Source organism: Pseudomonas viciae (assembly GCF_004786035.1).
GTDB classification, from domain to species: Bacteria; Pseudomonadota; Gammaproteobacteria; order Pseudomonadales; family Pseudomonadaceae; genus Aquipseudomonas; species Aquipseudomonas viciae.
Genome location: NZ_CP035088.1, coordinates 1,077,965 through 1,090,740, shown reverse-complemented (window position 1 = coordinate 1,090,740; position 12,776 = coordinate 1,077,965). Strand labels below are relative to the sequence as shown.

The following is a 12,776-nucleotide window of genomic DNA, read 5'->3' as shown; positions in this document are numbered from 1 at the left end:
GAATCAACCCAATCCTTTCAAATACACTGATAATGAATCGAATCAATCGACTCAATCCCTCCCTGATCACCGCGCGACCTGCCGCGCCAAGTCGAGACATCATGGACACACTCAGAAAGGATCTATCCCTGTCAGCCGTGATTGCGGGCTTTATCGCCGTGATCATTTCTTATGCCGGCCCGCTGATCATCGTGTTTCAGGCAGCCAAGCAAGCGCACCTGCCCAACGACGTGGTGTCCTCGTGGATCTGGGCCATCTCCATCGGCAGCGGGATCACTGGCTTGTTCTTGAGCTGGCGCCTGCGGGTTCCGGTGATTACGGCATGGTCGACACCGGGCGCGGCGTTGCTGGTGTCGATGCTGCCCGGCGTCACCCTGCCCCAGGCCATCGGCGCCTATGTAGTGGCGTCGGTGATCATTGCCGTGGTCGGTTTGTCCGGCGCGTTCGACAAGCTGATGAGTCGCCTGCCCAAAGCCATCGCCGCCGCCATGCTCGCGGGCATTCTGTTTCGCTTTGGCGCCGAACTGTTCACATCGATCCAGCTGCAACCGGCGCTGGTATTGGCGATGATTGCGTCTTACCTGATCTTCAAACGCTTTTCGCCACGCTACGCGATTCTGTCGGTACTGATTGTCGGCTGCGCGGTGTCCGCCTTCTTTGGTGAACTCAACAGCAGCTCGATTACCATCGCCGTGGCCCAGCCGGTTTTCATCGCCCCTGAATGGAGCTGGCACGCGATCATCAACATTGGCCTGCCACTGGCACTGGTGACCCTGACCGGCCAGTACGTGCCGGGCATGGCGGTGTTGCGCACCGCGGGCTACAGCACGCCGGCGCGCTCGATCATTTCGGTCACCGCGATTGGTTCGGTCCTGATGGCACCCTTCGGCTCCCACGGCTTGAACCTGGCTGCCATTACCGCAGCGATCTGCACCGGTCGCGAAGCCCACGAAGACCGCGACAAACGCTACATCGCCGGGATTGCCTGCGGGGTGTTCTACATTCTGATGGGCATCTTCGGCGCGACCCTGGCCTCGGTGTTTTCCGCGCTCCCCAAAGAACTGATCGCGTCCCTCGCCGGCCTGGCTTTGTTCGGCGCGATCAGTGCCGGCCTGACGGGGGCAATGGCCGACGAAAAACAACGGGAAGCGGCGCTGATCACCTTCCTGGTGACGGCCTCGGGCATGAGTTTTCTCGGCTTGGCCGCCGCGTTCTGGGGCTTGATCTTCGGCCTCGTGGCGCATTTCGTGCTGACCTGGACCCGCCAAAGCCAAACAGCCGCCATCGCTGGGGGCAGCCGACCCTGACCGGCTTTTTATCGGTACAACAAACGCTCCGCCAGCTCATCGGCCACCCGGGCTGGTGAGCGTTTTTCTGCCTGGGCGTGGGCGAAGACTTCCGTGAGTCGCGCACCGATTTTCGACAAGTGCGCGGTGATGGTCGGCAGCTCTTCGCCGCGATGCTTGAGGGCGACGTAGATCAGGCCGCCAGAGTTGATCACATAGTCCGGTGCATACAGTATCCCGCGCCGTTCCAGTTGATCCGCCACCTGCAGGTTGCTCAACTGGTTATGGGCCGAGCCGGCGACGGCCGAGCAGCGCAGTTGCGCCACGCTTTGGCTGTTGAGCACACCGCCCAGGCCGCAGGGGGCGAGGATGTCGCATGGCGTGCTGAGCAACGCATCGTTGGCGATCGGATGGGCGCCCAGTTGCTCCATCGCCAATTGCACCTTGCCTGGGTCGATGTCGCTGACCAGTAGTTCGGCGCCCGCCGCGTGCAACTGTTCGGCCAGGGCATAGCCGACATTGCCCAGCCCCTGTATTGCCACCCGCAGGCTTTCCAGGTTATCGCTGCCCAAGCGGGCCATGGCCGTGGCACGGATGCCGGCAAATACACCCATCGCCGCGTGGGGCGCGGGGTCGCCCGAGGCCGTGGTGCTGGTGACATGGCGGGTCTGCTGGGCAATGCAATCCATGTCGGCCACCGAGGTGCCGCTGTCGATGGCGGTGATGTAGCGCCCGTCCAGTTGCTCAATGCAGCGACCAAAGGCTTCGAACAACGCCGCCCGGCTTTCGACATGGGCCGGGCGCATGATCACCGCCACTCCGCCACCCACGGGTAGACCGGCCAGGGCGGCCTTGTAGCTCATGCCCTGGGCCAGGCGCACGGCGTCGACCACGGCACTTTCGTCGTCGGGGTAGGCAAGATAACGACAACCCCCCAGGGCGGGCCCGGGACGGCTGCAATGAATGGCAATCACCGCCTTCAACCCGGTCATCGGGTCTACGCTTAAGTGCAGCGATTCAAGGCGGGAGCTTTGCATGAGAGCGAACATCGAAAGGCTCCCGAATCACTTTTGTTTGTTTCGCCAGTATAGGCGTGCAGTTGAAAATTGCTGGAGCGAGCCGGAATAAGTCGCCAGGGTCGTCAGTCTTTTTGGACATAACCTGTCACCGCATCTTTGCGAGACTGGACGAAAATCCGTGACAGAGCTAAAACGGGACATAGCCCGGAGAGTTTGATGAAACCGCGCCAAGCCTTTTTTGATTGCCTGCACCGCTCGCCACCGGCGCTGTTCGAAGCGGCGTTATGGATCGCTGCCGAACACGATCGCGACGTGGACGTACCGGCCTTGCTGAAGGATTTCAAGGAGCTGCAACAGCGGGTCAGCCATGGCTTGCCGTTGCTGCCTGTCAGTGAATTGGGCCAGCCCTTGTTGCGACGCCTCAATGACCTGGGGTTCGCCCAGGACGATTTCACCCCCCTGCGCCCCCGTGCGGCGTTGCTGAACCAAGTGCTCAGCCGCAAACGTGGGCAACCCCTGGCGCTGGGCCTGATTGCCCTGGAGTTGGCCCGAGGCCTGGAAATTCCGATGGTCGGTGTCAATTTCCCCGGCCATTTCCTGCTGAAAGTACCCGGGGCCGACCATCTGCTCGATCCATGTGGCGGGCGTCGGCTGTACCCCAATGACTGCCGGGAATTGCTGCAACGCCAATACGGCGCGAACATGCCGCTCAAAGCTGAACATCTGGTCAACGCCGAGCCGATGCAGATGCTCCAACGCCTGTCGCGTAATCTGCGCCAGTTGCATCTGGCGAACGACGATTACATCGCGGCGCTGATCGACGCCGAACGGGTGCTGGAACTGGGCAACGCCAGCGCCGCCGACTACCTGGCCCGCGCCAGCCTGTACCAGCGCCTCGATTGCCCCAACGCCGAACGATTCGACTTGGAGCACGCGCTGATGCTCAGCGAAGACCCGATCCAGCGGATACGATTGACGGAGCGGCTGGGGCATCTGCCACCGAATTCGGTTGTGCATTGAACCGGTGGGGTGGAGATTGCCTGTTCATCACACCTGTGGGAGCCGAGCTTGCTCGCGATGACGGTGACTCCGTCAACATTGATGCAAGCTGATACACCGCTATCGCGAGCAAGCTCAGCTCCCACAGGGGTTTATGGTGATTGCAGATTCGCGCACACCCCGGAACCCCACAGGAATAACTGATGGGCGATCAAGGTGTATCGGGCTGATTCGCCGGATGCGCCTGTTGGAACGCTGGATGCGCAGCCGCCAACGCCGCAACGCGACGGATCCGCGGGTACGCCTGCAAAGACACATTGAACCGCTCGGCCGCATACAACTGTGGGATCAGGTAAACATCCGCCACTCCTGGCGCGGCACCGAAGCAGTAACCTTGGTCGCCAATCAACTGCTCAACCGCCGCCAACCCCTGGCTGATCCACTGCCCGATCCACTCCGTCACCTGGGCTTCATCGTGGCCCCACTGCCGCAGCTTGTTGAGCACGCTGACGTTGTGCAGCGGATGAATGTCGCAACCGATCAACGCCGCGACGCCGCGCTCATGGGCCCGCACCACCAGGTCTGCGTTGAGCAGCGGCACCTGTGGATAACGTTCCTCCAGGTATTCGATGATGGCGGGCGACTGCACCAGCAACGCGCCTTCGTCAGTACGCAGCGCCGGTACCCGTCCCTGGGGATTGATCGCCAGGTAGGCCGGCTGGCGATGCTCGCCCCCAGGCACAGCGATCAGGTTGACCGGCAGGGCCTGGTAATCCAGGCCCTTGAGCGCCAGGGCGATGCGCACCCGATAGGACGAGGTGGAACGATAGTAGGTATAGAGTTCCATGCCCTGCCCCTCAACGCGCCGGCAAGATCTTGCCGCGGCATTCGCCGAAGCCGATGGAGGTCACGCCCTCACCCCGGCAGCGGGCCCGCAGGATGATTTCGTCGCCGTCCTCGAGGAATTTACGCACTTCGCCAGAAGCCAGCTCGATCGGCTTTTTACCGCCCTCGGTGATTTCCAGCAGGCTGCCGAACTGACCGTTTTCAGGCCCCGACAAGGTGCCCGAACCAAACAGATCACCGGCCTGCAACTGGCAGCCGTTGACGCTGTGGTGGGCGACCATCTGAGCCACGGTCCAATACATGTACTGGGTGTTGCTCAGGGTCAGGCGATGGGCCGGCAGGTTCTGCTCGCGCATGGTTTCGGTCAGCAACAGGACTTCCAACTCGATATCGAATGCCCCTGCGGCCTGGTCACGCTTGTCCAGCAAATACGGCAGTGGCTGCGGATCGCCTTGCGGGCGCGCCGGTTGCGGGCGACGGAACGGCTCAAGGGCTTCGGCCGTCACGACCCATGGCGAAATACTGGTCAGGAAACTCTTCGACAGGAACGGCCCCAACGGCTGGTACTCCCAGGCCTGGATGTCCCGGGCCGACCAGTCGTTGAGCAGGCAGAAACCACCAATGTGCTCGGCGGCATCGCCGATGGCGATGGGTTCGCCCAAGGCATTGCCCTTGCCGATCCAGATGCCCAGTTCCAGCTCATAATCCAGCCGCGCACACGGGCCGAAGGTCGGCTCGGTCCGGCCGGCCGGCAGGGTCTGGCCCTTGGGGCGGCGCACATCGGTGCCGGACGGGCGAATGGTCGAGGCGCGGCCGTGATAACCGATGGGGACGTATTTGTAGTTGGGCAACAGCGGATTGTCGGGACGGAACAGCTTGCCGACGTTTTGCGCGTGCTCGATACCGACGTAGAAATCGGTGTAGTCATTGATCTTGGCCGGCAAGTGCATCTGGCAGTCGGCTGCGCGGACCAGCAGTTTCGCCCCCTGGGCTTCGATCTTGCCCCGCAGCGGGCTGTCTTCGCGCAGCAGTTCCAGCAAGCGTTCACGCAAGGCCACCCGGGCGCTGCGGCCCAGGTCGAAGAATGCATTCAACTGGCCGTCCTTCATCGCCTCGACGGCTTCGCCCGCCGCGCCGTCAAACAGGCCCGCCTGCAACCCGGCCTGTAAATCGAAAATCTGCTCGCCAATCGCCACGCCGCTACGGGGCGCACCGCCGTCGGTGCTGAAGATGCCCAGCGGCAGGTTTTGCAGGGGGAAGTCGGCATGGCCGTTGGCGGAGGCGACCCAGCTACGGGCAGGGGAAAGTTGAGTCATGGGTTATCTCCGGGTCGGGTCGAACGTGACAGGCAGCGAGGCCCAACAAGCATCGTAGTCGGTTTGCAGTTGCGGGCAGTCCAGGGCGAAACGGCTCGGGCGCAGGACTTGGCTGGTTTCGAACATGAAGGCCATGGTGTTGTCGATTTTCGCAGGTGCCAATTCGGCATTGATCGCCTTGGTGCAGGTCTCACCGTCCGGGCCATGGGCGCTCATGCAGCTGTGCAAGGAAGCCCCGCCCGGCAGGAAACCTTCGGCCTTGGCGTCGTAGGCGCCCTGGATCAGGCCCATGAATTCATTCATCAGGTTGCGATGGAACCACGGCGGACGAAAGGTGTTTTCCGCCACCATCCAGCGTGGCGGGAAGATCACGAAATCGAGGTTGGCCAGGCCGGGGACGCTGGTGGGCGAGGTCAACACGGTGAAAATCGACGGGTCCGGGTGGTCGAAGCTGACCGTGCCAATGGTGTTGAAGCGGCGCAGGTCGTATTTGTACGGCACGTTGGTGCCGTGCCAGGCCACCACGTCGAGGGGCGAATGATCCAGTTCACAGGCCCATAACTCACCGAGGAATTTCTGCACCAGCGTGGTCGGCTGGGCGAGGTTCTCGTAATGAGCGACCGGGGTCAGAAAGTCCCGCGGATTGGCCAGGCCATTGCTGCCGATAGGCCCGAGGTCCGGCAGGCGCAGCGGCGCGCCATGGTTCTCGGCGAGGTAACCGCGGGCCTGTGGATCGAGCAGCTCGACGCGAAACTTCAGGCCCCGGGGCAACACGGCAATTTCCAGCGGTGCCAGTTCCAGCACGCCCAACTCGGTGGCAATCCGCAGCCGTCCCAACTGCGGCACGATCAGCCACTCACCGTCGGCATTGAAGAACACCCGCTCCATGGAGCGGTTGGCCCGGTAGTGAAAAATGCTGATGCCGGCCGGTTTGTCCGCGCCAGCATTGGCCGCCATGCGCACCAGCCCGTCGATGAAATCGGTGGGTTCGGCGGGAATCTCCAGCGGGTTCCAGCGCAGGCGATTGGGCGTGACCTCACCCAGCGGGCCACCGGCCAGTTGCCGTTCCAGCTTGACAAAAGCCGGGTGATTGGCCGACGGCCGGATGCGATACATCCAGGTACGCCGCGCTTCACTGCGCGTCATGGTGAATGCGGTGCCGGAGAACAATTCGGCGTAGAGACCGTACGGGGCTTTTTGCGGGGAGTTCTGGCCGACGGGCAGTGCGCCGGGCAGCGCTTCGCTGGCGAACTCATTGCCCAAGCCGGACTGGTAAACCAGCTCCGACGCTGTGGAATCGAGGTTCATGGAGCCTCCTGAGATGCGGCCCGTCACTCAACGGAAAGTTTGAGGCGCACCGGGTTATTTTTATCGTAATCCAATTACGCATAACGTAATTTGCTCGACAGCGACCGTCAAGCTATAAAGACGCCCATTCGCCTCTGGACCCAGCGCCTCCATGGAAACCCCGCCCAACAACGGTAAACAGAAAGTTCGCTCGGCCGAAGTCGGCACCGACATTCTCAAGGCCCTGGCCGAACTCTCCCCCTCCACGTCACTGTCGCGCCTGGCCGAACACGTGCAAATGCCGGCGAGCAAGGTTCACCGGTACCTGCAGGCCTTGATCGCCAGCGGGTTTGCCGAACAGAACAGCGCCACCAACCACTACGGCCTGGGTCGCGAGGCCTTGCGCGTGGGCCTGGCCGCATTGAACGGCATGGACGTGCTGCAAGTGGCCGCCCTGCCCCTGGCCGAGTTGCGCGATGACTTGAACGAAACCTGTTTTTTGGCGGTGTGGGGCAATCATGGCGCGACCGTGGTGCGCATCGAGCCTGCCGTGCGGGCGGTGACCGTGGTGACGCAACTGGGTTCGGTATTGCCGCTGCTCAGCTCGTCCACAGGGTTGGTCTTCAGTGCCTATTTGCCGGAGCGCGAGACCATCGGGTTGCGTGAGCAGGAAGTGAACAGCACCAGCCACCATACCCTGGCCGACGATAAGGTTTATGCCGCCCTGTGCGAGCAGATCCGCAGTCGTGGCCTGCATCATGTGCACGGTTTGCTGATGCCCGGGGTGGACGCTTTGTCCGCCCCGGTATTCAACGCCGTCGGTCAGGTGACGGCCGTCATGACCATCGTCGGCCCGACCTCGCTGTTCCACGCCGACGAGCACGGCCCGGCGGCGCAACGACTGCTGACGGCGACCCGCGCCGTAAGTTGGCGGATGGGGTATGAAGCAGGTCCAGGATCAGACGAGCAAATCCGGGACAATCCTGATCAGTAGATCGTTGAGGTGAGCGGGGGCCAGCCGCGGGTGGAGATAACGTTCTTCGTCGCTGAAGGCGACCATATAAATAGCCTGGTGATCACCTGTGCAGTGATAGGGAATATCATTATTGCTGAAATGGTCCAGTAGATAGTCGACCAGCGCTTGAGAAGAAGACACCACCCGTTCACCGGAGTCATGGGTCACAAAACCGGTGATGTAGACTTTATCCAGATCGACGCCGGGCAAGTGCACTTTCAGTGCGCCATGAAGATCCTCAACGGATAAAGACTTGAGGGAACGCCGGGATAAATCCATTGAAGGTTTTTCAGTCAGGCTGGTGACGATCTCCGCGACAACTTTTTCAAACGCTATTAAATCCAGCGCCTTGACACGATCTTCAGCGGCAAAGGAATAACGCTTGCTGAAAACGTTACTGATGCCTTGCGTGTAGTGGGGCGCCCGCTGTTTTTCAACCCAGGCCAGCGTTTCATCGAACAGGGTTTCGGAAGTTCCAACTTCGGGATTCGGAAAATCCGCCAATGTATTCAGATACGTGTGCAGCGGGTTGACGCCCAGTGCCTCCAGATAACGCCCCAACAGCACCTGCACTGCAAAATCCACGCGAGTATTCTTCAGTGCCCGCAGTTTTTCGGAGTAAGAAGAAAATAACTGAGTGTTCATATACGTCCTTGTCATGTCATGGTCAAACGTCCTGTTCGATCCGTCGGCTCAGTTATACATCAGCCCACCCCCTTACTGTAAAAAGACAAATGTAAGAGTGCGTAAAGACTTCCACTTATTACTTTCAATCTAAGCCATTACCCCCATGACTTTAGCCTTCGCTACCGCTTGAGTACGCCGTTGCACCCCCAACTTGCTATGTATTCGCCGCGAATGGGTTTTTACGGTATGCAACGATATGAATAACCGCTCGGCAATTTGTAGATTGGAATAGCCTTGCGCAATCAGCTCGAGCACTTCCAGCTCACGATGGCTGAGTAACGTTTCCTCGACCGCCAGCACGGCGGGCGGCTCGATCTGCTCCGCCGTTTGTGCCCAACGCACCAGCTCGGGCTGGCGCAAGCGCAGCTCACACAGAGCTTGCTGGGCCCGCCAGTTGGCGACTCGCTCAAGCCCCTCGCGCACCATCGTCCGAGCCAGGGAACGGTCGCCGGACAACCAGACCACTTCAGCCAACGCCAGATGCAACTCGGTTTCCAGGCTGTGCATTTCACCGCGCTGCGCCTGGGCGATCATTGCTCCCAGCTGGGTGTGCGGATCGTGGGCTCGATGCAGGTAGACCTCGGCCAGTACCAGCAGATATTCAAGTCGCGGTATCAGCTCCAGGGTCGCGGGAGGCGCATGCTTGGCCTGGGGCCCGCGAAAATGCCGCAACACGCGGGTCAAGGCTTCATGGGCCAGCTCCGGGCGCCCTTGTTGCAACCAGAACTGGCAACTGGTTTGCAGCAACACGCCGCGGTATACCGTGTCGGGGATGTGCCGCTGCTGCATGATCCGCTCGGCATCGCGCAGTTGCATGAACGCTTCGCCGTAGTCGCCTTGGTTGGCCGCCAGGTTCGCTTTGCCGAGAAAACCATAGAGCACTTGTTTGTCCTGGCTGCGCAGGCCGGTTTCCAGGCCGGTTTGAAACTGCTCGGCGGCCAACTCGTCAAACCCCATGCGCAATGCCAGGCGCCCACGTCGCAAGGCAATACGCCCTGACAAGGCCGAAAAATCCTGGCCAGGCTTATCCAGCAAGGCCTGGACCGCGCTCAGCAGATGGTCGGCCCGATGAGGGGCACCGCGCTGTTCCAGCACTTGAGCGTGATCCAGTTCCAGCAGCCCTTCAAACACCAGCGAGCCTTGGGCGCGCGCCAGGCATAACGCCTCGCGGTTGATCCGGTGAGCCTCGGCCAGCTCGCCTTTGAGCAACGCCTGTTGCGTCAGCCCTAACAGGCACAGCAACCGCAGCGCCCAGGCTTCTGGATCGAGGCCGGCCTGGGCCTGGAGGAAATGCTCGTGCGCCTGTTCGCCATCGCCAGAGAGGTGCAGCAGCCACCCCCGCAGGACCTGCCACCGCGCCACTAGTTTTCGCTGCTGACAGGCCTGGGGCTGTGGCACAAATCTGGCCAGTTGTTCGATGCACGCCGACGCTTGTTCGAAGCGTCCGGCGAACAGCAGGGCAGCGGTCACCAACCCAACCGATTGCGGTGTACCGAGCGTCAACGCCTCACCTTGTTGATCATGCAGGTTCAGCAACAGCGCCACGTTGTTGCGCTGCAAGACGTGCTCGAAGCTCAGGTGCTGCAAAAAGCTGACGGCGGACTCGAACTCTCCGGCGTGCATGGCTTGTTCGAATGCCATTTGCCAGTCCTGTTCGGCCGCGAACCACTGGCAGGCCCGTCGATGCCAGGACCGTCCCTGCGACCAGGGCTCGTCACGTACCAGGCGGGCCAGGGGTGGAAAAATGTGCAGCCAGTCCGAAGTCTGCTCCCACGGTTCGATAAAACACCCCAGGTCCAGCAACAAAGGCAGGCATTCGGCGCCTACCGTCTCGCCAAACAGGTGCTCGCAAAGTCGGGCATTGAAGCGCGGTAAATGGGCCAACACGCGCCAGGCTTGCGCCAGGTCCGGGGCCAGCGTGCTGAACAGCTCGTACTCGAGGTAATCATGCAAGGTCCCTGGCCGCCCCGGTGATGCATGACGGCGCGCCCATTCACAACGCTCAAGCAGGGCGATGCGCACCCCGGCGCACCAGCCACCGCTGCGTTGAATCACCTCGCGGGCCGTACGGGCTGCCTGGGGGGCGGGCAGATGACTGAGCAGTTGCTGGACATCATCATGGGTGAAGACCAGGGCCTGGGTGTCGAATTCGTGCAACTCGTCATCGAGCAACAGCCGCGGCCAATTGCAATGTGGACGGCGGCGGCTATTGATCCACAGGTGCAACGCCGGACTGCTGACGTTCAACAGACGGTCGAGGAATTGGTCCAGCTCGGGATTCGGTACCCGGCAATAATCATCCAGGAACAGCCAGGTCGGCGTTTGCAAACGCGCCAGGTGCGCCAACAGCGCTGCTTCATCCTGCGTGGGCAAGCCGAGGGTTTGCGCCAGGCACTCGCACATCTGCTGCGTGTCGAGCACCGCGCCGGCCAGGGGCAGCCAGTGCAGCCGACACTCGGCGGGGGCCTGCAGGAAACATTCGGCGAACAACGCACTCTTGCCACTGCCCGGCGGGGCGCAAAGCAGCTTCACCCGCGCCTCGGAGGTCAGCAAGGGCTCGCTCAAGGACCGCCGTGGCACATGCGTCGAGGACAGGCGAGGCAGCAATCCAGGACGATCCGGGCACGGAGTCATGGCGGTCATGTGCGAGAGTCCTGTTTATTATTGTTCCATCACCCTAGTCCTGTGCCGCTCACCTTTGGAGAAGTATTCAGCGCGCTGATTGGCGCCCATAAAAAAATGACCGGCAGATTCGCTGCCGGTCGATCATGATTATCAAGTCAGGCACACTTTGTGAGGAGAGGATTTACTGTGGGAGCAAGGCTTGCCCGCGATGGACACGCCGCAGTCTAAAAGCTCAACCGCGTTATCGTTCATCGCGGGCAAGCCTTGCTCCCACAGATCAATCCCTCGCCACAGTTAAATGCCAGTCCTTAACGAACCCCCTCCGAACGCAGCGCCGCCGGCGTGTAGTCGGCCGCCCTGGCTTCGAAACCGTACTCGTAACTGTGCTTCTCCTCGTTCTTCATCCCCAGCGCGATGTAGCGACCGGCGATGATGTCGTAGAGCGCCTCAAGGGTGTAGCCCGGGTTCTGGTGGTCGTAGTAGAACTGCGCATGCCCCTCGGCCACCCGCCACAGTTGACCGCGACCGTCGTAGTGATCCACCAGTGCCGCCTGCCAGCTGTCTTCGTCGAAGTACATATGGCGTTTGGCGTAGATGTGCCGTTCGCTGGGCTTGACCGTGCCGACCACTTCCCAGACCCGGTGCAATTCATAGCGAGCCAGGTCCTGGTTGATGTGGCCGGCCTTGATCACATCGTCGTACTTGAGGCTCGGCGAATCGAGCTTGTAGCTGTTGTACGGGATGTACATTTCCTTTTTGCCGATCAGCTTCCAGTCGTAGCGGTCCGGCGCACCGGAAAACAGGTCGAAGTTGTCCGAGGTGCGCAAGCCGTCGGCGGCGGTGCCCGGGCCGTCGTAGGCCACTTGCGGGGCGCGACGCACGCGGCGCTGGCCGGCGTTGTAGATCCAGGCCAGGCGCGGTTCTTTCACCTGGTCGAGGGTCTCATGCACCAGCAACACGTTACCGGCCAGGCGCGCCGGGGCGGTGACCGACTGCTTGAAATAGGTCAGCACGTTGCTGGCCTTTTCCGGGTCGGCGTCCTTGATCAGAAACGGCACGGCGATTTCTTCTTCAAAGCGGATCGGCGTGAAGCTGCCATTGGTTTGTGGGGTGGCCTGGGTGATGACCCGCCGCAGGTTGCCACCGTGATAACGGGTGACGTGGTTCCACAGCACTTCCACGCCGTTCTTGGGAATCGGGAACGCGTAGTAGCGGTTGCCGGTGAAATTGGCCAGGCCGTTACCGTCGTTGATGGCGTTCACATTGAGCGCACTGCGCTTGGCCGCTTCGTAGATTTCCGGCGGCAGGCCCACGCTGCGGTGGGTCGGATAGACCGGGATCTTGTAGGTTTCCGGGTAGCGCTTGAACATCGCGACCTGGCCTTCGGACAGTTTGTCCTTGTACTTGTCCACGGTGGCGGCAGTGATGGTGAACAGCGGTTTTTCATTGGCGAACGGATCCGCGAGGAAGCCTTTACTGTCCACCGCACCGGCGTTTTTTGGAATGCCACCGGTCCAGGCCGGGATCGAACCATCGGCGTTGCCGGCCTTTTCCGCGCCCAGTGGCGTGAGACTGGTGCCCAGCTTATTCGCTTCGTCCGGCGAGACTGCCGCCATTACGTTCGCGGCCAGCAGGCTCAAGGCCAGGGCACCGCATTGCAGGATCATCTTGCGCATTGGGTTTTCCTTGTCAGCCA

Annotated in this window: 10 protein-coding genes; 3 read left to right on the top strand and 7 right to left on the bottom strand. The window is 61.5% G+C overall.

Features of this window, described 5'->3' with window-relative positions:
• Positions 1-101: 101 nt before the first annotated feature.
• Positions 102-1,307, top strand: a complete 1,206-nt coding sequence (locus tag EPZ47_RS04800; RefSeq protein WP_135843758.1) for a benzoate/H(+) symporter BenE family transporter — start codon at positions 102-104, stop codon at positions 1,305-1,307.
• An 8-nt stretch (positions 1,308-1,315) separates the two neighbouring features.
• Here the strand turns inward: EPZ47_RS04800 and EPZ47_RS04795 are convergent, their stop codons facing one another.
• Positions 1,316-2,335, bottom strand: a complete 1,020-nt coding sequence (locus EPZ47_RS04795; RefSeq protein ID WP_135843757.1) for a Glu/Leu/Phe/Val dehydrogenase family protein — start codon at positions 2,333-2,335, stop codon at positions 1,316-1,318.
• A gap of 186 nt (positions 2,336-2,521) precedes the next feature.
• Here EPZ47_RS04795 and EPZ47_RS04790 point away from each other — a divergent pair, with 186 nt between their 5' ends.
• The gene (locus EPZ47_RS04790; RefSeq protein ID WP_135843756.1) at positions 2,522-3,325 is read left to right on the top strand and encodes a SirB1 family protein; all 804 of its coding nucleotides are present in this window, start codon (positions 2,522-2,524) and stop codon (positions 3,323-3,325) included.
• Between the two features lie 190 nt (positions 3,326-3,515).
• Here the strand turns inward: EPZ47_RS04790 and maiA are convergent, their stop codons facing one another.
• From maiA to hmgA, 3 genes are read right to left on the bottom strand one after another with little or no spacing between them, the layout of a single operon-like run.
• The gene (gene maiA / locus EPZ47_RS04785; RefSeq protein ID WP_135843755.1) at positions 3,516-4,151 is read right to left on the bottom strand and encodes a maleylacetoacetate isomerase; all 636 of its coding nucleotides are present in this window, start codon (positions 4,149-4,151) and stop codon (positions 3,516-3,518) included.
• Between the two features lie 10 nt (positions 4,152-4,161).
• Positions 4,162-5,466, bottom strand: coding sequence for a fumarylacetoacetase (fahA, locus tag EPZ47_RS04780; RefSeq protein ID WP_135843754.1), 1,305 nt, complete (start codon positions 5,464-5,466; stop codon positions 4,162-4,164).
• Between the two features lie 3 nt (positions 5,467-5,469).
• Positions 5,470-6,774, bottom strand: coding sequence for a homogentisate 1,2-dioxygenase (hmgA, locus tag EPZ47_RS04775; RefSeq protein WP_135843753.1), 1,305 nt, complete (start codon positions 6,772-6,774; stop codon positions 5,470-5,472).
• 151 nt (positions 6,775-6,925) lie between these two features.
• On the opposite strand from hmgA, the gene EPZ47_RS04770 reads away from it, so the two are divergent.
• The gene (locus tag EPZ47_RS04770; protein ID WP_135843752.1) at positions 6,926-7,747 is read left to right on the top strand and encodes an IclR family transcriptional regulator; all 822 of its coding nucleotides are present in this window, start codon (positions 6,926-6,928) and stop codon (positions 7,745-7,747) included.
• Here the strand turns inward: EPZ47_RS04770 and EPZ47_RS04765 are convergent.
• From EPZ47_RS04765 to EPZ47_RS04755, 3 genes are all read right to left on the bottom strand, one after another.
• A complete protein-coding gene (locus tag EPZ47_RS04765) occupies positions 7,712-8,413 on the bottom strand; it encodes a hypothetical protein (RefSeq protein WP_135843751.1) in 702 nt (233 codons plus the stop codon). The two genes, EPZ47_RS04770 and EPZ47_RS04765, sit on opposite strands and share 36 nt — an antisense overlap.
• Positions 8,414-8,542: 129 nt before the next feature.
• A complete protein-coding gene (locus EPZ47_RS04760; protein ID WP_135843750.1) occupies positions 8,543-11,098 on the bottom strand; it encodes a helix-turn-helix transcriptional regulator in 2,556 nt (851 codons plus the stop codon).
• A gap of 290 nt (positions 11,099-11,388) precedes the next feature.
• On the bottom strand, positions 11,389-12,756 hold the full coding sequence (locus EPZ47_RS04755) for a DUF1329 domain-containing protein (RefSeq protein WP_135843749.1): 1,368 nt from the start codon (positions 12,754-12,756) through the stop codon (positions 11,389-11,391).
• Positions 12,757-12,776: the final 20 nt, after the last annotated feature.

Excerpts from the sequence above, each read along its gene's own strand:
- EPZ47_RS04800 (WP_135843758.1), top strand. The coding sequence starts at position 102 with ATGGACACACTCAGAAAGGATCTATCCCTGTCAGCCGTGATTGCGGGC.
- EPZ47_RS04795 (WP_135843757.1), bottom strand. The coding sequence starts at position 2,335 with ATGTTCGCTCTCATGCAAAGCTCCCGCCTTGAATCGCTGCACTTAAGC.
- EPZ47_RS04790 (WP_135843756.1), top strand. The coding sequence starts at position 2,522 with ATGAAACCGCGCCAAGCCTTTTTTGATTGCCTGCACCGCTCGCCACCG.
- maiA (WP_135843755.1), bottom strand. The coding sequence starts at position 4,151 with ATGGAACTCTATACCTACTATCGTTCCACCTCGTCCTATCGGGTGCGC.
- fahA (WP_135843754.1), bottom strand. The coding sequence starts at position 5,466 with ATGACTCAACTTTCCCCTGCCCGTAGCTGGGTCGCCTCCGCCAACGGC.
- hmgA (WP_135843753.1), bottom strand. The coding sequence starts at position 6,774 with ATGAACCTCGATTCCACAGCGTCGGAGCTGGTTTACCAGTCCGGCTTG.
- EPZ47_RS04770 (WP_135843752.1), top strand. The coding sequence starts at position 6,926 with ATGGAAACCCCGCCCAACAACGGTAAACAGAAAGTTCGCTCGGCCGAA.
- EPZ47_RS04765 (WP_135843751.1), bottom strand. The coding sequence starts at position 8,413 with ATGAACACTCAGTTATTTTCTTCTTACTCCGAAAAACTGCGGGCACTG.
- EPZ47_RS04760 (WP_135843750.1), bottom strand. The coding sequence starts at position 11,098 with ATGACCGCCATGACTCCGTGCCCGGATCGTCCTGGATTGCTGCCTCGC.
- EPZ47_RS04755 (WP_135843749.1), bottom strand. The coding sequence starts at position 12,756 with ATGCGCAAGATGATCCTGCAATGCGGTGCCCTGGCCTTGAGCCTGCTG.